Origin of the sequence: Flammeovirga sp. MY04 (assembly GCF_001682195.2) — a bacterium.
Taxonomy (GTDB): Bacteria; Bacteroidota; Bacteroidia; order Cytophagales; family Flammeovirgaceae; genus Flammeovirga; species Flammeovirga yaeyamensis.
This window is the reverse complement of the sequence record NZ_CP003560.2, coordinates 2,790,201-2,811,282: the sequence shown is the minus strand read 5'-3', so window position 1 is coordinate 2,811,282 and position 21,082 is coordinate 2,790,201. Positions and strand designations below refer to the sequence as shown.

General features: G+C 35.5%; 16 protein-coding genes and 1 riboswitch. Of the genes, 4 read left to right on the top strand and 12 right to left on the bottom strand.

Going from position 1 to position 21,082, the window contains the following annotated elements; all coding sequences use genetic code 11:
• Window position 1: 1 nt before the first annotated feature.
• The 10 genes from MY04_RS11385 to MY04_RS11340 all read right to left on the bottom strand — a co-directional run bounded on the left by MY04_RS11385 (window position 2) and on the right by MY04_RS11340 (window position 8,883).
• Complete coding sequence (locus tag MY04_RS11385) at window positions 2–607, bottom strand: IMPACT family protein (RefSeq protein ID WP_084005850.1); 606 nt, start codon at window positions 605–607, stop codon at window positions 2–4.
• A 5-nt stretch (window positions 608–612) separates the two neighbouring features.
• Window positions 613–1,446 carry an alpha/beta hydrolase family protein gene (locus tag MY04_RS11380; RefSeq protein ID WP_066209782.1) on the bottom strand — a complete coding sequence of 278 codons (834 nt, stop codon included), beginning with the start codon at window positions 1,444–1,446 and terminating at the stop codon, window positions 613–615.
• A gap of 136 nt (window positions 1,447–1,582) precedes the next feature.
• A complete protein-coding gene (locus MY04_RS11375) occupies window positions 1,583–3,448 on the bottom strand; it encodes a DNA topoisomerase IV subunit B (RefSeq protein WP_066209780.1) in 1,866 nt (621 codons plus the stop codon).
• A gap of 390 nt (window positions 3,449–3,838) precedes the next feature.
• Window positions 3,839–4,396 (bottom strand): C40 family peptidase, encoded by a 558-nt coding sequence (locus MY04_RS11370; protein WP_066209779.1) that lies wholly within the window; start codon window positions 4,394–4,396, stop codon window positions 3,839–3,841.
• 10 nt (window positions 4,397–4,406) lie between these two features.
• Window positions 4,407–5,027, bottom strand: coding sequence for a C40 family peptidase (locus MY04_RS11365; protein ID WP_084005848.1), 621 nt, complete (start codon window positions 5,025–5,027; stop codon window positions 4,407–4,409).
• A gap of 226 nt (window positions 5,028–5,253) precedes the next feature.
• On the bottom strand, window positions 5,254–5,997 hold the full coding sequence (gene rnc, locus MY04_RS11360; RefSeq protein WP_066209776.1) for a ribonuclease III: 744 nt from the start codon (window positions 5,995–5,997) through the stop codon (window positions 5,254–5,256).
• A gap of 276 nt (window positions 5,998–6,273) precedes the next feature.
• The gene (gene fabF, locus MY04_RS11355) at window positions 6,274–7,527 is read right to left on the bottom strand and encodes a beta-ketoacyl-ACP synthase II (RefSeq protein WP_066209774.1); all 1,254 of its coding nucleotides are present in this window, start codon (window positions 7,525–7,527) and stop codon (window positions 6,274–6,276) included.
• 128 nt (window positions 7,528–7,655) lie between these two features.
• On the bottom strand, window positions 7,656–7,892 hold the full coding sequence (locus MY04_RS11350; RefSeq protein ID WP_066209772.1) for an acyl carrier protein: 237 nt from the start codon (window positions 7,890–7,892) through the stop codon (window positions 7,656–7,658).
• Window positions 7,893–8,022: 130 nt separating this feature from the next.
• Entirely contained in the window at window positions 8,023–8,469 is a 447-nt protein-coding gene (locus tag MY04_RS11345) for a hypothetical protein (RefSeq protein ID WP_066209770.1), read from the bottom strand.
• Between the two features lie 3 nt (window positions 8,470–8,472).
• Window positions 8,473–8,883: a phage holin family protein gene (locus MY04_RS11340; RefSeq protein WP_066209769.1), complete on the bottom strand. Its 411-nt coding sequence runs from the start codon at window positions 8,881–8,883 to the stop codon at window positions 8,473–8,475.
• A gap of 266 nt (window positions 8,884–9,149) precedes the next feature.
• Here MY04_RS11340 and MY04_RS11335 point away from each other — a divergent pair, with 266 nt between their 5' ends.
• The 4 genes from MY04_RS11335 to MY04_RS11320 all read left to right on the top strand — a co-directional run bounded on the left by MY04_RS11335 (window position 9,150) and on the right by MY04_RS11320 (window position 17,490).
• On the top strand, window positions 9,150–12,683 hold the full coding sequence (locus MY04_RS11335; protein ID WP_084005847.1) for a caspase family protein: 3,534 nt from the start codon (window positions 9,150–9,152) through the stop codon (window positions 12,681–12,683).
• Between the two features lie 242 nt (window positions 12,684–12,925).
• Window positions 12,926–14,893, top strand: coding sequence for a 1-acyl-sn-glycerol-3-phosphate acyltransferase (locus tag MY04_RS11330; RefSeq protein WP_066209765.1), 1,968 nt, complete (start codon window positions 12,926–12,928; stop codon window positions 14,891–14,893).
• A gap of 4 nt (window positions 14,894–14,897) precedes the next feature.
• Complete coding sequence (locus MY04_RS11325) at window positions 14,898–15,506, top strand: GDSL-type esterase/lipase family protein (RefSeq protein ID WP_066209764.1); 609 nt, start codon at window positions 14,898–14,900, stop codon at window positions 15,504–15,506.
• Between the two features lie 121 nt (window positions 15,507–15,627).
• Entirely contained in the window at window positions 15,628–17,490 is a 1,863-nt protein-coding gene (locus tag MY04_RS11320; RefSeq protein ID WP_066209762.1) for a PAS domain S-box protein, read from the top strand.
• 53 nt (window positions 17,491–17,543) lie between these two features.
• Here the strand turns inward: MY04_RS11320 and nrdD are convergent, their stop codons facing one another.
• Complete coding sequence (gene nrdD / locus MY04_RS11315; RefSeq protein ID WP_158297665.1) at window positions 17,544–19,382, bottom strand: anaerobic ribonucleoside-triphosphate reductase; 1,839 nt, start codon at window positions 19,380–19,382, stop codon at window positions 17,544–17,546.
• A gap of 109 nt (window positions 19,383–19,491) precedes the next feature.
• Window positions 19,492–19,747: riboswitch (cobalamin riboswitch) on the bottom strand.
• A 165-nt stretch (window positions 19,748–19,912) separates the two neighbouring features.
• Entirely contained in the window at window positions 19,913–21,082 is a 1,170-nt protein-coding gene (locus MY04_RS11310; protein WP_066209758.1) for a hypothetical protein, read from the bottom strand.

Here is a 21,082-nt window from a genome sequence, read left to right as displayed (position 1 = left end):
GTTAATCTTCTTTTTCTTGGAATATCAAGTCATCGATATCTTCAAGTAGTTCTTTTACTTGAGGATAAAGGCTTTCTCTCACCAAGAATTCAATATGACATAATTCATCAAAAAATTGTTGACCAAAATCGAGATCAAATTTCTTCGCCACTTTCATCACATCGTTCATTTGTGGATAAGCAAATGTGATTTTAATGTTGCGTTGAACGAATTTTTCTTCAATTTCGGCGAGCTGCAATGCTTCTGCAGCCGATGTTTTATAGGCATTAATCAAGCCAGGGACACCTAATTTAGTGCCGCCAAAATAACGAACCACCACCACTAAAGTATCCGTGAGGTTCATCGACCTAATTTGCCCTAAGATTGGTAAACCTGCCGATCCAGAAGGTTCCCCATCGTCGTTAGCTCTATACTTGGCTTTATCAGGACCTAAGATATAGGCATAACACCAATGTCGAGCATCATAATATTCTTTTCTGTAAGCTTTCGCAATCTCTTTCGCTTTCTCTTCTGTTGTCACATGATGTGCTAAAGCGATAAACTTACTTCCTTTATCTTTAAATAGACCTTCACTTGTACCTTTTAAGGTAAGGTATGCATCTTCCATAATCTCTACTCCCCAAAGTGATCTAATACATGATTAATTGCCTCTTGCATCTCTGGTGATAATTGTTGCTCCTCCCAAGGATGCTTGGTGTTGAATGTATGAGATCCTCCTTTTATAACTATATCTTTGATATTCGGTTGAAGCTGTTTTAAATAATGTAATGATTGAAGAGGTACTGTCTCGTCTTCATCACCATGTATACACATCACTGGAATATCTAGCTTTTTGATGTTTAAGGCAATATCTAAACGTCCCTCATTGGCGTAATAATCTTCCGCTACTTGATAATACAATGGCAATTGTTCTTGTGTTCTACCGTTTAAAACATAAGTTACACCATTTTCTTTCCACTCCTTCATCGTTTCCTCATTGAAACTATCTACTCTTGGAATAGAAGCTAAGGTAGCTACTTTCTTAATGCGACTATCTTCAGCGGCTTTTAATAGCACAACACCTCCGCCACGGCTGTGGCCGATAATATTGATTTTATCTAAGTCGATATGTTTCAAAGGACACTCTTCTGAGTGCAACCAATCGATCATCACACCGATATCATCTAATTCTTTTGAAAAGTTATTCTGTGCAAAAGCTTCTTTGTCCACCACTTCAAAAGGCATGTCTAAAGTAGTACCATTACTATGAAAGTTCATTTTGATGCAGCAATAACCGGCATCAGCAAATTGATCGGCAATCATATCAAATGCTCCCCAATCTTTAAAACCTTTAAAACCATGGATAAATAAAACCAAAGGTAGTTTACCTTCTTTAGACCATCTTGCATCTGCAAGGAATCGTTTGCCCTCTTCTTTAGCTTTTAGAATAAATTCAATCTTCTTCATAACCTAAAATTACCAAATTCCATTTAGATACCCTTCGACTTGGCGTTTTTTGTAGACCTTAAATGAAAAACAAAGTCAAATAAAAAAGGCAACAATACGAATATTGTTGCCTCAATGTATATCAAATAGAAATAGATTACACTTCTGCCTCTACTTCGTCTTTCTCTACTCTAAGGTTGTTGATAATGAATTTCTGACGATCCATTGTATTTTTACCCATGTAGTACGACAGTAAATCTTTGATATTACTGTCCTCACTTAAGATCACAGGATCAAGACGGATATCATCACCAATAAAACCACCGAATTCGTCAGGAGAAATCTCACCCAATCCCTTAAATCGAGTGATTTCTGGCTTACTGCCTAATTCACCCACTGCTTTTTGTTTCTCTTCTTCAGAGTAACAGTAAATCGTTTTCTTCTTGTTTCTTACTCTAAATAGAGGAGTTTCCAAGATATAGATATGTCCTTTTTCTACAAGATCCGGGAAGAACTGTAGGAAGAATGTTAAGATCAATAGGCGGATGTGCATACCATCGACATCGGCATCGGTAGCGATAACGATTCTATTGTATCTTAATCCATCAATTCCGTCCTCAATGTTCAAGGCATGTTGGAGGAGGTTGAATTCTTCGTTTTCATAAACGACCTTCTTCGTTAAGCCGAAAGAGTTTAATGGCTTACCTCTCAAACTAAATACTGCCTGACTCTGAACATTACGAGATTTAGTGATACTACCCGATGCAGAATCACCCTCGGTAATGAATAAAGTGGTATTTCTTTTCGACTCTTCCTCACCTTTCTTATCGTTAAAGTGAAGACGACAATCTCTTAATTTCTTGTTATGAAGATTGGCTTTCTTCGCTCTTTCGTTAGCAATTTTCTTTACACCAGCGATCTCCTTTCTCTCTCTTTCAGATTGTTGGATACGCTTTAATAAAGCTTGAGCTACCTCAGTGTTTTTGTGTAAGAAATCGTCTAAGACTTTGCTTACGAAATCGTTTACAAAAGTACGAAGGGTAGGGCCATCAGGACCAATATGAGTAGAACCTAATTTTGTTTTCGTTTGAGATTCGAAAACAGGTTCTTGTACTCTTACTGCTACAGCCGCTACAATTGATGCTCTAATATCTGCAGCATCAAAGTTTTTTCCGAAGAAATCACGCACTGTTTTTACGATCGCCTCTCTAAATGCAGAAAGGTGAGTACCGCCTTGAGTGGTATTCTGACCGTTTACAAAAGAGTGGTAGTTCTCTCCATATTGATTCGCGTGAGTAAATGCAAATTCGATATCCTCACCTCTAAAGTGAATGATAGGGTATCTGATTTGCTCCGCGTTGGTTTTTCTTTCTAATAAGTCTTTAAGACCATTTTTAGACAGGTAGCTTTTCTGATTTAGCTTTAAAGTTAAACCAGAGTTTAGGTAAGCATAGTTCCAGAATAAATCATCAAGATAGTCTGGAAGGAACCTATAATTCTTAAAAATGGTATTATCCGGCTTAAAGTAAATGGTTGTACCATTTTTCTCATTGGACTTAGCAATTGGTAAGTCATTTGTAATCTGACCTGCTTCAAACTCAGCCACCTTCTTTTCTCCATTTCTTACAGAAGAAACCCTAAAGAAATTAGAAAGTGCATTTACAGCCTTTGTACCAACACCATTAAGACCCACAGATTTTTGGAACGCATTAGAATCGTATTTGGCACCCGTGTTGATCTTAGATACACAGTCAACCACTTTCCCCAAAGGGATACCACGACCGTAATCTTTTACCAACACCGAACCATCCTCAACGGTAACATCAATCTGTTTACCGAAGCCCATCATGTGTTCGTCAATACTGTTATCTACTACTTCTTTCACCAAGACATAGATACCGTCATCAGGAGCAGAACCGTCTCCTAATTTACCGATATACATACCTGGGCGAAGTCGAATATGTTCACGAGGATCCAGTGACTTAATACTGCTCTCGTCGTAATTATTATTGTTTTCTGCCATAGTTTGTCTTCCTTTCTACACAATAATAGTTTTAAATTTGAACAAAATGAATTCTAACCGGTTAATTTGTCTTATTTTTTAGCAAAAAATGAGCGTCAGGTTTACTCTCTGCTATTTGTTTGTGCTGACTTTAACCTTATGGTTTGTATACCGAGGGGTTACACCCCTCGCTGTAGAGGATGAGTAGATGAAGAGGTGTTAAATAAAAAAAGACTATAAGGAAAACGAGAACTTTTTGACATTACTTCGAGGGGTTTCACCACCTCTCTCTCATCAAAGAGTAATGCCTCCTTAGTTCTTCAGTTCCTTAGTTTCTTAGTTAATAACGAGCGTTAACTTTGCTACCTGCTACCTGCTACCTGCTACCTGCTACCTGCTACCTGCTACCTATTATCCCACTCTCTTAATCACCACCAATCTATCTTTCCAGTAAGGAGAGAATGCAGTTTCCTTCACACCGTCTTTAGAAGAAGTATAGATGAAGTTAAATCCTTGTGCAGTTTTCTTAGTAATAATTCCACAGTTGCTCACACGGCTGCTTCCCTTTTGAGTAGAAAAGAAAACCAAGTCACCAGGTTGAGCATCTTCTGTTGCTACCTTTTTACCTTGTCTAGCTTGTTCTTGAGATATACGAGCTAATTTTACACCTGCAGCTTCCCAAGATAGCATTGTAAGTGCACTAGCATCAATTCCATTTTTTGATGTTCCAGCACTTTTATACGGAGTACCTACTAAAGAACGAGCCATTTCTACTGCTGTTTCAGCTTTGTCGTTCTGTGTTTTTTCTGATGTAGAAGTTGTTGTAGTAGAAGATTTTTTAACTTCTTCTTTTTTGATGGTTATAGTTGCTTCTTGTTCCTCATTATTTGATTGTGATTCATTAGATGAATCACAAGAGATAAAAGAAGTTAGTCCTAACAGTAGGATAATAGTCGTTGTTGTTTTCATGATGTATATGTTAATGTACTCTTCTGCCGAGTTTATAATATTTTTTCCAATATATATCTGATATTTCATCCTCTCTCACTCCTTTACTTGTGCTTGCATGAATAAAATATTTTCTTCCGTTTTCTATTTTAGAAATCATCCCTACATGTTTGATATAGTTTGATCCTGGCCCAGTAAAGAAAACGAGATCACCAGGCTTTAGACTAGCGAAAGCGACATATTTTCCTGTTTTAGATTGTTCTTGGGAGGTTCTTGGTAATTGTATGTTGGCCGACTGCCAAGATACCAACATCAAACCGCTACAGTCCATTCCTTTTTTAGTGGTTCCACCAATTTTGTATTTCACCCCTTTATAAGACCAAGCAGTTTTTAAAGCTGTCTTTGCTTTTCCGGCAGCCGAAATATTCTTTACTCCTTCTTCTGTAGTAGTCATGGTAGGAAGTTCATCCGAAGACTCTTGTTGGTTGGAAGGTGTAGTGCTTGAGATTCCCAAAGCCGCTGCTTCCCTTTTCTCCACCTCAGTTAACCGATCTTGTCTAGTGGCGTAGGTATATTGTTTTCCCCACTGACATGAAGTTAGTGTAGTAAGACTAATAAAAAATAAGAAATAATATAAGCGTTTAGTGCTCATGTGTGTCTACCATTATCGATGGATTCCTAAAATATATTGTTAAAGTAATGTTGAAAAAGTAATATTTCATTTTTACTTAATAACCATGGTTCGACGATAAACATCATTTTTTGTGGAAATATTTATCTATGAACTCAGGTTAATAATCAAGCTAGCAAAAATTATAGCAAAATAAAAAACCCTCTTAGAATATTCGTTCTAAGAGGGCCTTTTTGGGTGATGAACTCTATATTAGAGTTAGATTTTCGCAAGTTTTACGGGCAGCATCTTGTTCTGCTTTCTTCTTACTATATCCAGCACCTTCTGCTTGGACATCACCATCAATAAGAAGATTTACTTTAAACTGCTTACCGTCTTTACCACCTTGCTTTGATACAGTAAACTCTACAGCTTTACTGTTTTTCTGTGCCCACTCAATAATAAGACTTTTAAAATTGGTAGTGGTTTCGATAATTTCCTCAATATCATAATGTCTCATTAGGAGCTTATGAATGATGAAACGTCTTGTGAAATGAAAACCTCTATCTAGATAAATGGCACCAATAAAAGCTTCCATTGCATCTCCATAGATCGATTTGTGACTTAAGGCCGAATTTTTCCTTCCTTCGAAAGCCACCATCTGACTTAAACCGATTTTTACAGCTAAACGGTTTAATGATTCTCTGTTTACAATACGTGATCGAATTTCTGTTAGAAAACCTTCGTCTTTATAGGGGTATCTTTTAAATAAATATTCAGCAACCACCGAACCAAGTACGGCATCACCAAGATACTCTAGACGTTCATTGGATTCTTTAAATCCTTTTATCGCTCCACTTTCGAAAGCAACAGAAGTATGTTGCATTGCTAAATGATAAAGCTTAATGTTGAACGGTTTTCTGCCAGTGATCTGTCGAACCACTCTTGCCAATTCTTTCTCCTGATCATTATAAGAGGACACCCATCGTTTTAAGAGTTTTCCTAAAAACATAAAAAAGGTGTAGTATAAGTCTCGAAAAAAACCGAGGATGAAATTATGTTCATCTGAATTGGATGTAAATTATTACTATCGAATTCTAGATTTACCAAAAATGTGAAAAATAATTAAAATTATTGCAAAGTTTTTAGCAAAATCTTTTTAACTGATAGTAGGATAGTATAAATAATCGTATACGCTATTCATTTAAACCCTTTATGACAACACTCAAATTAAGAAATAAAAAAACCCGTTAGTAGAAAACTAACGGGTTTGAAGTTTCTTTTTTGATTAGTCTGTAACTTTCTTGAAAATCACAGAGAAGTTATGACCACCAAATCCGAATGTGTTTGATAATGCAATATTCACATCACGTTTCTTAGCCTCATTGAATGTACAATCCAATTTCGAATCAAGATTTTCATCTGGAGTTTCGAAGTTGATTGTCGGAGGAATAACACCTCTTTCAATAGACATTAAACAAGCTAAGGCTTCTACAGCTCCAGCAGCACCTAATAAGTGACCTGTCATAGATTTTGTAGATGAGATACTTACATTGTAAGCAGACTCGCCAAATACTTTTTTGATAGCATTCACTTCACCAATATCACCAAGTGGTGTAGAAGTACCGTGAACGTTGATGTAATCTACATCTTCTGGCGTAATGCCTGCATCTTTAATTGCTTCTGCCATAACACGGCTAGATCCTTCTCCTTCTGGGTGTGGAGCCGTCATATGGTAAGCATCTGCAGTCATACCACCACCAATTACTTCAGCATAGATTTTAGCACCTCTAGCTTTTGCATGCTCATATTCTTCAAAGATGAATGCACCAGCACCTTCGCCAAGTACAAAACCATCTCTAGTGGCATCAAAAGGTCTAGAAGCAGATGACGGAGAATCGTTTCTAGTAGATAATGCTCTTAAAGCATTAAAACCACCGATACCAGCTTCGCAAACCGCTGCCTCTGAACCACCTGTTACGAATAGGTCAGAAATACCAAAACGGATATAGTTGAATGCATCTACCATGGCGTTTGTTGCCGATGCACAAGCTGATACAGTTGTGAAGTTTGGTCCTTTTAATCCCCAAGTCATAGAAATATGTCCAGGAATTAAATCAGGGATCATCTTAGGAATGAAAAAAGGGTTAAATCTTGGAGTACCGTCTCCGTTGGCAAATGTAGTTACCTCGTCTTGGAAAGACTTAAGTCCACCAATACCAGAACCCCAAATTACGCCAAAGCGGTTTCTATCAACAGATTCAAGATCTAAATTAGAATCATCAATTGCTTGTTTGGCTACAGCAACACCATATTGGCTTACCAAGTCCATTTTACGCAATTCTTTTCTGTCAATATACTCCTTAGCATCGAAGCCTTTCACTTCGCATGCAAATTGTGTTTTGAATTTTGAAGCGTCGAATTTAGTGATAGGTGCAGCACCGCTAACACCTTTCTCTAGATTATTCCAGTATTCTTCGACACTATTACCAAGTGGTGTAATCGCACCAATACCGGTAATAACAACTCTTCTAGGTTTCATAGAAATTTGTCTTTTGGAATATCCAAAAATAAAACAAACCTGACAGATTTAGCATCCTTTTGTTGAGGCGCTTGCTCTATCAGGTTCGCTAGCGTTTGATTCGCTTATTTAAAGGGAGTGTAAACTTATTAGTTTACGTTGTCCTCAAGGTATGCGATCGCGTGACCTACAGTTGTGATGCTTTCTGCTTTATCATCAGGAATTGAAGTGTTGAATTCTTTTTCGAATTCCATGATTAACTCAACAGTGTCAAGTGAGTCTGCACCTAAGTCGTTTGTGAAGCTAGCCTCAGGAGTAACATCTGACTCCTCAACACCTAACTTATCAACGATAATTTGTTTTACTTTTTCTGCAATTTCGGACATCTTAATAACTTTTAGTTGACCAATTGAGTTGCAAAGAAATACAACAAAATTTATTTGTGCAAATATTATTGGTCAAAAGACCGGTATTATATTATGCAAGCATACTTAAGAAAGCTTAAGTTATTGAAAATCAAACCCTTTTTTTCTTTCGAGTTTCTTTTCGAGTTTCTAAATAATTCATAAGTTCTTCCTTCGCTACTCCAATTAAGAACGTAGTTGCCTCATCTCTAAGCATTTTTCCAAAGGAAGGGATCTTGGAATTTTTACTTTCTGATAGTGGAAGTTGACCCGTATTTTTGTTTTCCTTCGCCAGTTTCTTCAAAAACTTTTTCTGACTACGTTTATTGTGGACCTTAAATCCCCATTGTGTAAGACTATAGGCAGCGACTAAAGCAGCGCCGTAGACCATCATTTTCTTTACATCACTTCTAACATCTGTGACCGTATCTGTGGCTACGTTAACTAAGTCTTCTTTATATTTTTTAGTCTCTTCTTTTAACTGAATTTTTTCAGCTTTTAATCGCTCTCTAACTTCGTTGGCAGAGACTTTCGGTTTATTATCTGTAGTTTCACTCATAATCTACACTTGATTTTCTTCATTGATATGGTCAATAGCCTGATCAATCAAAATCAAGAACTGTTGACGAATGCGACCCGTATTGGCGATAATTACACCAAATATCACCAAGCAGAAAACACCTACTATACTGAATCCTGCAAAAGGAGGCCAGGAGAAGATATAATTTACAAAAAGGGCAAAAGCCAAAGCAAAAAAGCAGAAAGCTAAAGTCATAAAGGTCAATAGAACAGTAAAGATGGCCAATAAAGCCAACATGCCCGATAACCCAGTTTTTAACTCAATACTAAATAATTTGGCATAAGTCTCTATCAACTTTACAAAAGACTGAATAATCTTATCAAACCGTTCTTTCTGAAACGCTTGTTCCTCTTCAGTAAAAATTCTATTCCTTATAGAGCTCCTCTTCGACATATATTTTTTTCTTTTCCTTTATTAATTTTGATAGAGTATAACAAATATAAAAGTTATAAAGAATATCGAACCTTATTCAGTGCACATTTAACGTATTTCTTAATTAATTGATGGATATTGTTCATCTTTAAATCAACATGTCGATTGTAAATTGATACATTCTACTCCTCCGATAATTAAATTAAAGCATTATCTTTAAAAGAGTATTTGATATTCACAATCAAAATCACTCGATCTATTTTTTATTCTTAATAAGATCTTACTTGATGCTCAAAAGTATTGCACATACGCTTTTTCTACTACTGTGCTTTTCAGTCAATGTATTCAGTCAGCAAATACACCTAACACTATCTCAAGGTCATGTGGGAGAGGTCATCGAAATGGCCATTTCTGATGATGCTAAATTATTGGCTACAGTGGGTGAAGATGGCTCTTTAAAACTATGGAACACAGACGAAAAAAGACTACTTGATACCATTTTTCCACATGAATATGGAGTGTCTACGCTTTGTTTTTCGAACGATAATAAATACCTGGCTACTGCAGGTAAAGACCGGTCTGTAAAAGTATGGAGCTTAGAAGATAGAAAACTTCTTTATCAATACGATTCGTTGGATTACGATATTGTCGAAATGCGATTTGTTCAGGGATACCTGCTTTTTATAAATAAAGGAGGCATGATCTATCGTTTCGATTGGCAAAAAATTAAATCTACACCTGATGGGCTGGAAGTCAAAGCCAATTTCGGCAATTTCTCATCCATAAATTATAACAGAGAAATGAAGTGGTTAGGTGCTGGTTATATGAATGGTACGGTCGGATTATGGAGAGGATATGACCGACCAACGATAGAAGAAAAATTACATGACGATTGGGTTTCTGAAATCGACTTTATACCAGAAGATTCCTTAGTTATTTCTGCTTCATGGGACAAAACTATTAAAGTATGGGATGCAAATAATCAGAAAGTAGTCTGTACCTTAAATTCACCAGATGGAACCCCTTTTATTGATATTGTATATGCTCCTTATTTTAAGATTCTATCTGTGAAAACACAAACAGATAAGGTGTATTTCTATCAAGTAAATAATGGGATTATAGAAGAACAACCTGTTGGGATTAAGGAGGATATGCTTTTAATGAAGTTTACTAAAGACCGACGATTTGCTGCTTTTACACATCGTGACGGTAGTTTCTCATTATGGTCTTTACATAAAAACAGAAAATCGTTTGTCGAAGTCAATTGGAAGCCTCAAGCAAGTTATCCAAAGTGTGCCTTATTGGATCCCAACTCTTCAGAAGTGTCCATTGGTTTATCAAACGGAAAAATTCAAATCTGGCGTCCTAAGGTAAATACAACATCAATCGTGTTTCAAGCCCACGAAGGAAGCATCAATGCATTATCATATAATACAGTGAAGCAAACACATACCACCGCTGGAACAGATAGCTTATTAAAAATATGGAACAAAAGAGGTCAAAACCTGCATACTACTAAGCTCAATTTTATAGTAAAATCAATGAAGAATGTTCCTCTTAATAATCATGATTGTATTGGAGGAGATGATGGAGGAGTGTACTTATTCAACGATATCACTCAGAACCTAAGAAAACTATATGATCATAATAGAGATATAATTGAAGTTTGCGTATCTAATAGTGGACGTTTTATATCAAGTATAAGTAGCGACCGTTCTCTGAAAATCTATGACTTTAGAGTAAACAAAGTAGTGTTTTCTGATTTTATTAGTGATGTACAATTACAAGATTTATCATTTAATGAAACCGACGGACTGCTATTAGTTGGGGGAAAACATCATTTGTTTCTTTTTGATGCTGTCACTTTTAAACTGATTAAAAAAGTAGAAACAGATGCACCTATCCAAACTATCAGTTACCTTAATAAATCAGACCTTTGGCTCATTGGTAAGCTGTCAGGAGAGATTGTATTGATGAACGATTCCTTGGAAAAACAAGTCAATCAATTTGACTTCACTTCGATTCCAATGGTGACTTTATTGCCCTTCGAAAAGCAAGATGTTTTCTTTACGGTAAGAAGAGACATGAGTTTAGATTTAATGGATGTGTATCAAGAAGAACCTATGGGTAAACTGATTGTGACCGATGATGGTGATTGGGTACTCAAACATGCTACCGGACTTTTTGATGTAGGCGATCTGAATATGGAAAATATCTATTATGTCTACGGTAACGAAACTATCGATTTTGATCAATTAAAAGATATGTATTGGGAGCCCGGCTTGGGACAGGAACTTATCGAAAGACAAGAATTAAGAAAGGTACCATCGTTAAGCGATTTAAAACTATATCCTGATGCTGAGGTGGAGCAAAAAGATAAAACCCTATGGATTCATCTTAATGATAGAGGAGGGGGAGTAGGCACAGTATCACTTTTTATTAATAATAAGGAAGTGATTCATGACCTGAAAGATGTTGCCACCATAGAACAAAAAGATAATAAGGAGTATTATAAGGTACCCATTTCGATGCTCGAAGGTAATTTGATGGATGGTAAGAATAATGAAATCTCTGTGATTGCCACAAACCAAGAAAATACCTTGTCGGGAAGGGGACTGAAGCTACAATACAAAGGGAAAGATGTCGAATTGGAAGTGCCACCAACTTTATATGCTATTGTTGTTGGGGTATCAAATTATAGGGGACGATTACTTGATTTAAGATATGCATCTAAAGACGCTCAAGCTGTAGCAGAAGTAATTCAAGATGGATCAGAAAATCTATTTGGCATTCAAAATACAGATATCCAATTGATATCGTCTGATGTGGAAGATAACCTGCCATCAAAGGAGAACATTAGAAAAGCATTTAAAAAAGTATCCAATAAGGCGAATTCATCAGATGTTTTGTTTGTCTTCTTGGCTGGACATGGAACAGTTGGAGATAATGAAAATGGAGGGAAAGACTTTTATTTCCTCACGAAAGATATGGTGAACTCCGATATCAAAGATCAACATATCAGAACAAATTACTCTATTAATGGATCCGAACTGATGGAGTGGATTAAAGAAATTCCAATTAGCAAGCAAGTGTTTGTGATTGATGCTTGTCATGCCGGTTCTTTTTCGACAAATCAGATTGTTTCTAGAGACGATAACGAGGAGGGGTTGAAAAAGCGTGCTTTAGAGAAAATCCGCTCTCGAACGGGTATGTTTATGCTGTCGGGAGCATCAGCAGATAAAGTAAGCTACGAGTCGTCTATTTTAAAACATGGACTGCTTACGTATTCACTCTTGGATTACATGAAATTCGGTGCCCTAAACGAAGGGAAATTTGTGGATGTTCAAAACCTATTTACCTATGCGATTGACAAAGTGCCCGAATTGGCCGACGATATGCAAGGCGAGCAACAACCCGAATACAGAATGCCAAGAGGAGCAGGTAGTTTTTACATAGGAGAATTGGCTACTGATGATCGAAAAAAGATCATGCTATCTCTTCAAAAAAATAGAATAGCTGATATAAATTTCGAGGAAGAGAAGACGTGGATAGATCAAAAGGAGATAGAAAAGAAGTTTGTAGAGAAGATCATTATAAACGATGAAGAGTACCCGTTTTATTATCAAAAAGGAGCAGAAGGAACAGATGTATACGAATTAAAAGGACGATATAAAGTAAGTAAAAAAGGAATCAAGTTAAACTATCGTTTAATTTCTGAAGACAAGCTGATAGGAGAATGGGAGATAACTGCTGAAAATGAGGAAGGTATAGTCGATCAGGTAATCAGTCAAATGCTCTTATTATTTGATGAAAACCAGTGATAATAATTCTCCCACTCAAAATATCTGATGAATAAAAATAAACTAAAAACTACCCTAACACCCTATTAAGTGTAATTTTTCCTTTTGTTTATGTCGTTTCAACTCAATATCTTACTGAATCAAACGATATTGAATCATCGCTTAAATAGGAATAAGATAACGTTTTCTTTTAAGCTGAATTACACTTTTAAACTAACAACATAAGTTCATTGAGCTTAAGTTAATAATGTAACATCTGCTATATGACATTAACGGCCACTTTACATGATTTACCGTTTGCGGATCGCTTATCGGAAAAAGAATTAGAACAACTATCTTCCCTTGCCACTATTATTACTTTTAACGATGGTGAAGTCATTACTGAGCAATTTGCCACCTCAGAGAACTACTATGTATTATTAAGTGGAGGAGTGGCGTATCAATTAAATGTGGGTGACCAAAGGGGTGCCTTGGAAGTGGGGAAAAGTATAGAAAAGTGGACACCCATTGGATGGTCGGGCTTTAGAGAACCTTACCGATATGCAACAACAGGTTTAGCAGTCGGCGCTACAGAAGTTATTTCTTGGAATAATAAAGAACTAAGACAACTTTTTGATGAATTCCCTCAGATTGGGATGCACGTGTTGTCATCAAGTTTATTGTTGAGTACAAACTTGCTGAGTAACGCAAGAGAATCTTGGATGCAAGGAGCCGTTGCTGTGAGTACATCAAGTTTTGAAGCCAAAAACAGTTATACCTCATTTCAGGATAAAGGACCTCAGCAAACCGTGATGGACTTTTTTAGACAGAGTTCATTTTTCAACCCTTTTGCCGATTGGCACTTGGCAAAGTTATCGGAAATAAGTACCACTAAAAGGTATAATCCTGGTATGAAACTCCTTACCAAAGGACAAGTTTCTGATAAGTTTATGGTCTTGAAATCGGGTAAAGTCGCATTGAATTATATCACGAATAATGACGAAGTATATACTTCGGATATTTTACAGGAAACTGGTCAGGTGATAATGTGGTCTGCCGCTAGTTTCGACCCAATTCCTAACCGAATGGAGTTAGTGGTGTTGGAACCTATAGAGGTCTTGGAGATCAATAGAATCGATTTATTGGTATTGTATGCTGAGTTTCCTCATTTAGGTATGCTATTTATGTATCGCCTTTTGTGGTTGTTGGGAAGTGCATTGAAAGCAATTAGAGCACAAGTCATTACTCAGACTTTCGATAGAGAATTCCTGACCATTCAAACCATGATCGAGCAAGCGGGAGCACAAATAAGCGTATGTTCTGAGTTGTATAAAATACCCGTTTTATTATCAGAAAAAGTAACTCAAGGAGAAGCTTTCGACCTAATAGATTCTCTTTCGGATCATGGTGATCCTACGGAACAAAACTTAGCCAATCTCTTTAGGAAAATCACCATGCCTTTACGACGTGAGTTTTTATTTTTGGAGGGATTAAAACACATGACCAATCATGTGATTACGGCTAAAGGTCATAAATCGCCTAAAGATTTAAGAAACGAATGTGCCCAATTGTTTGAACGTGCAGTTTCTTATGTAGATATAAAGATAGATGGGTTAGAAAATTTACCGTCGTCTACGGGAAATATATTCATCTATAATCACTTGTTGAACCACCCTTACTATACCTTACCGAATAATTTTCAGATCACCTTAGACTCTCATTTTATTTCCATGCTTCTTTATAAATTCTATAAAGATTCAGGGATGAGGGTAGTGAGAATAGGGAAAGGTCCAGAATACGGGCATCAAGATTATTATAATAAGTTAGGACATCTTGGTGTGTTTACTCAAGACTCTGATACGGCCAATCAGACAGTAGAAGAGAAGCGTGCTTTAAGGAATAAATTCTTTGATGAGGCAGGAGAAAAATTAAAGGAAGGGACAAATTTAATTTTGAGTCCAGAAGGAACAAGCCGTGAGACCCAGCAATCTCCGGTAGAATTTAAACCAGGAGCCTTTATGATTGCCAATCATTCGGGTGTCGATCCCTTAATAGTTCCTATTGCGATTGCATTTTTTGATAAAAGAATCAGTAAAACTAAACTTGGAGTAGTAATTAAAAAACCTTTTAGATTATCTGACGTTTTGGAAGGTAAACGTCCTTTTAAAGAGGAACTTAGAGTGTTTCTCTCACGTTATTCAAAACAGTATAGATCTTATGTTGAAGAGGCTATAGCCTTAGCGGAAAAATAAAAATATGACTACAGAAGAAATTCAATTTTATAAAGAAGAAGGGTTGCCTGAATTAGCAAACAACATCAAAAAGCAGCCACGTATTGAAAGTCCGATTGTCTTTTATGGGAGTTCATCTTTTCGTTTATGGACATCAGTTAGAGAGGACTTAAACAACGATCAAATCTTAAATATGGGGTTTGGTGGTTCTACACTAGAAGCATGTGCATTATATTTTAAAGAATTGTTTTCTGATATCGATCAACCTCAGAAAATATTTATATATGCAGGTGATAATGATTTAGGTGGAGGACAGCAACCTTCAGATATTTTAAATTCTTACAATAGTCTGTATCATCAAATAAGAGAAAGATATGGAGATGTTTTACCAATCGTGTATTTGTCGATTAAACCGTCTCCAAGCAAAGACAACATTCAATCTAAAATTGAAGAATCGAATCAATTGGTTTTTGATGAAATCAAGCACCAAACCAACGTTACTTATGTCGATATTTATCGCCCAATGTTAAATGATAAGGGCAATAGCCGACCAGATTTATTTGAGGACGATATGTTACATATGCGACCTGAAGGGTATCAGGTATGGATTAAAGCATTACATGAAATGGTTTAAAGTAGAAGATTATAATATTTTATGTGACATCATTGAGAATAATAGAAATAAGTTCGTGAGTAATTAAAGATGTTGTAAGTATGTTTTTAAATTTAATAAACTACTTATTTACCTGTTACCTATGAGCATTCAATCTGTAAATGATGAGTTAAACCCTGCTTTGAAAAGTTGGAATCAACATATTAATCTTTTAGAAAATTTAGCTGAAGCCTCAATTTTAGTCAATAAACAAGGAATAATTGAGTTTGCTAATAATGCAATAAAAGAATTATTGGGTTATGAAGCCAACAGTTTAATCGGGCGTAATGTGAGCTGTCTAATCCCTATGAATTATGTTAAAGACCATAACTCAAGAGTTGAATCCTTCTTTAAAAATGCCTCTAAAAGAAGAATGGGTGCTGGAAGTTCTCGTCCAATTTATGCCAAACATTTTAATGGGAAAACAAAACATGTAGATATATCTCTAAGCCCAATCAAAATAGAAGGCGAAGATAAAATTATAGCCATAATTATTGATGCAAAGCGAACGAGTGGAACAAACTCTAAGTATCAGAAAAAGATTGATTTGTATTATTCTTTAATCGAGCATAACACAGATCACTTATTTCAAATTGACCGTGAATTTAAAATTCTTTACATCAATCATGTCTCGCCTGGATTATCTAAGGAGGAAGTACTTGGGTCTTCACTGATTAATTTATTGCCCAATGAAGAAACTAAGTTCATGGTGAGTAATGTATTAAACGATGTTTTCACAAAAGGTTTAGCTGATTCTTATGAAATAGATTTTCCTTCTCCATTAGGGTCTTTGCATTATTCTACAACAGTAACTCCAGTGATACATGAGGGAGAAGTTATTCGATTAAACTTAATTACAAGAAACGTAACTGATGAGTATAATCGTAAAAATCAGCTTATAGAGTGGAAAAACTTTATTGAAAAAGTAGATTTAAACTCTCAGAATGGGATTTATATTTATAACATAAAAACAGGGACTAATTCCTATTTGAACAAAATGTACACTTCTATTTTAGGGTACAATCTAGATGAGGTGAATAGTTTTAGTCAAGCAGAGTTTATGGATCTTTTTCATCCTAATGATAAAGAAGCCATTGCAAAACACATGGAAGATGTAATCAATTCAAAAGAGGGGGAGACTTTTAAAATAGAATATAGATTCAAAGCTAAAAATGGGGAGTGGATTTGGTGTAGATCGAAAGATAGTGGGTTTGAATACGATGAAAATGGAAAATTGGTCTCTTTTATTGGTTCCTTTATCGATATAACAGATTTAAAAGATATAGAATTACAATTAATTCATAAGAATAAAGAAATAAAAGATTTTGTATATAAAGCGACACACGATATCAAATCACCGATAAATAATATGGTGCAAATGATAGAGTTAAGTCTTGAAGATAATGAGCCAGATAAAGAAGATTTAGAAATTTTAGAACACTCTATACATCGTTTAAAAAAATTAGTTTATTCACTTTTAGAGTACGGGAAAAGTGATCGTATGGAAGATGTAGAAGAGATAGACATAAATAAATTATTGGATGAGGTTTTGATAGATATCAATAGTGAAATTGAACATAGTTCTGCCGAGATTTATTATGAAAATTTACCGATAATTAATGCATCTAAAATTGGTTTATATAGAGTTTTTCAAAATTTATTAACCAATGCAATTAAATTTATGCATAAAGGTCAAAAACCTAGAATCACTATACGATGTAAAAGTCAACTACAGCATTGGATTTTTGAAATAACTGATAACGGCATAGGTATTCCTATTGAAAAAAGAGAGCATATTTTTGATGCTTTTAAAAAATTCCATAGTAGTAGAAAGTATGAAGGAAGTGGTTTAGGTTTAGCGAATTGCAAAAAAATAATTAACCTCCATGATGGTGATATTTGGGTGGAAAACAACCCTGAATCAGAAGGAAGTACCTTTTATTTTAGTATTAAAAAGACATTATAAAAAAAGAAGGTAATCTTTGATACACTATTTAAGATTACCTTCTTTTTTATTCATTAATTATGTTTTACTCGATTCCTCACTTCATCTTTCTTTCCATTATTAAATACTTTATGATAGGCCCCTGTAATATAACCGGTAACTCTCCTTAAAGTAATAATATCTTTCGACTGACACTTATCACATTTCAGATCATCAAATAAACCTTCGTGATCACAGTTTAAGCATCGATCTCTTTGGATGTTAGTAGCAAAGTAATAAACTCCTTCTTCCATCGCTCCCTCAATTAGATTTTTATATAAATGAGGTGTTTTATTGATTTCCGATCGTAACTCTACATAAGTGATAGAACCACCTGAACAGTATTTATGATAAGGTGCTTCTATAGCAATCTTATCAACATAATTGATGTTGTGCCATACAGGAACATGGAAAGAGTTGGTAATGAATTCTTTATCAAAAACTCCTTGAACATGACCGTATTGCTCTTGTAGTTTTTTAGCGAAAGTATGACATAAACTTTCCGCAGGAGTGGCATATAATGAGATATTCAAACGTCTTCTCTGACTTTCCTTATCACAGAAATTATGTAGATCTTTAATCAGGTTCAATGCTTTTTCTTGAGATTCTTCTGATTCACCATGATGCTTTCCTTCTAAAATCAATAAAGCTTCGGCAATACCGATAAATCCTAAAGCAAGGGTACCCGAATAAAGAATATCACCAATTTTAGCTTTTTCGTTATACGGTTGATCGTGCTTCCAAATCTTGTTTTTATACATAAACGGAGCAGCTCCCATTAGTTGCTTTCTTTGCCAACGTAAACGTGCTTCCATCATGTCGATTCCAATAAATGCCATCTCTTTTACAAGAGTACAGAATTCCTCCCATGAGTCAGTTTCCATTGCATATTTAGGAAGGTTCATGGTTACAGGAGATAGGTTTCCTCTACCCGATTTTCCGTTATAGCCATGTAGATTTTTTCCTAAACGTGTACGACACCCCATAGTGGCAGGGATTAAATCTGGAACAATTTTTCCGTTTTTATCCAAAATGTCATATACCTCTTGATGGGTGTTGACATAGTTAGGATAGACTCTTTTTATCGAACACTCGTTAGCTAATTGGAAAAGATCCTCGTTTAAAATTTTACCTTCTTCCTTTCTGTATTGCCAAATCTGAATAGGGAAAATTGGAGTGGTTCTTTTTTCTCCAATACCATCCATTGTGGCATTTAGCATGCATTCGATAAACAAACGACCTTCTCTAGATGTATCACATCCGTAATTAATCGATACAAACGGTAGTTGGTTACCTGCTCGGCTTTCTAAGTGATTTAGGTTATGAAGAAAAGCTTCGCAAGCTTGTTTAGTTTCTTCTTTTACTTGGTCCCAAGCAAATGTATCAGGATCGGGTACATTAAACTTAATAGCTGTTTCCATATGTTTATAGAAACTGAGTTTAATGAACTTTGCCATATGGAAATCGAAGGCATTGATAGCGATACCACCAAACTGAGCGTTACTCTGACATTGTAAAACAACAGCAGTGACTTGTAAAGCAGAGCGAATACTTTTAGGAGGACGCATAGTGCCATTCGTTGTATGAATGGGTTTGCTAAGAATTTCTCCAACATCAATAAACATACAGTTTTGCATACCTACAGCATAAGAACTGAAGTCGTGGATATAGATCCATCCTTCTTCATGCATCTTTAAATGCTTTTCGGGAAGTAAGTAGGCTTTTGTGTATTCCTTGGAGATTTCACCCGACATACGGGTAAGTTTTGCAGTAAAAACACCTTCAGGCATGTTGGCGTTTTCGTTTTCTACATTAGTAAGGTTAATTGCTTCATTGGCGAATTTCAGCAATTTACTGTCTTGAGTGATGACCATGTCTTTTGAATTTTTTTGAAACAAAACACAAGGCGCTATTGTAGGAAGTGCAGTAACGTACATCAAATAATTTGGTGGACGCTGAAAACTTAGACATTAACTCGATGTCGGTGGCTTCATTTGCTTGGTAGGTCTTCTGACTTGACTCTAAAAATTGTCCTTCTCACTTTATACTTGATACATCTGATCAAGCGGAACAGCAATGGAGTATCAATTTTTATCAGTTAAATTAAGAGAGCTAAAAGTATTGAATTAGCTATTAAATTAAGTGATGACAACGAGTGCTATACAGCTACGAGCATAGTTCTAGATTCTCACTAGATTCCCTATTATTCCATTTTGGCACCATGCACTTTCAATTTGCAAACACCTGATTTAAAAAGCATTGATGACAATCACTAAAATATTTTAGGAATTTATAAGATGCTGAAAATCGATGGTTTAACGGGATAATTTATTGTAAAATAAAAAGGCTGTCACATTTATTATATGACAGCCTAAAATTCTTATATAAGATTAATTGAACTGAATTAGTTCGCTTCTTGACCTGTAGTAACGCTTACTTTAGAAGGATCGATTTGAATTCTTTCAAGAAGTCTTCTTAATGACTTTGCTTGACCTTTAAAAGAACCCGCCATAATACCGTTTAAGCCATTTGGATTTTCTTTTGCTTTCTCGATAGTATTCATAATCTCTAAAGCTTTATCAAAATCTCTTTTCATTGTGTAAGCTAATGCAAGGTTTAATTTTAAACCATCAGCAATTTCGCCATTTACTTTAGCTTTTTTGTCCTCATAGTTTGCTTCAGCAATTAGTTCCTCCCACAGTGGAATTGACTCATCAATTGTTTCCATCACTTGGTCCATTGTCGTTTTCTTCTTCTTAGAGAAAGAGTAAAGTTTTTTGAATCTATCCGCTAAAGTTTCTTGAAGTTCAGTTAACTGCTTGAATTTAGGATGTGATCCTTTAGCACCAAAGATATAAATCAATTCTCTAGATGAGTCACTAAAAAGTTGTTCTTGAATATCAAGGTGTGCATAATAGATCGCATATTTGAATATTTTTTTGTGCATTTCATCACGAATGTGTTGCTGCATAATCGCTCTTCTCGCTTCATCAGAACCCGCTTTATTAACTTGTGATTTTAAAGTGATGTATTCCACAAAGCTCGAAGCCTTATATTGTAAAGCTTTAGGATTTGATGCAAATAGATCCTTTTCGTAAAGTAATTGTCTATCTGAAGAAGTGATTCTTAACATTGCCTTAGCTTTCAATTTTAAAGCAATATCGCTTCCTTTTAATTCTTTAAAAGAGTTTGCAAGAAAATCAATTGTTGGAGTGTCAATTTCGATCTCGATTCTAAGGTCTTTGTACTTGTCACCTTTACCAGAAAATTTTTCTTTATACTTTTCGAACGACTCTTCATATTTGTAAAGAGTATCATTTCTAGCATCAAGAATTGCTTTTGGTCTGCGATCTTTTTTTACACCTTTAGTCACTGTTTTTACATCAGATTTATCTAAAGTGTTTAGTTCGGTATCTACATTAAACATAAAAATACCTGTTGAGTTGTCTACGATTTCTCCGTTAAGAGGTTGGAATACGTAAGTAACATAAGCCGCAGATTCGCTTGTTCTTTTTTGTGCAAATAAAGTAGTTGAACTAACTACTAAATATAAACGGCAAAACGAAAAGTACAT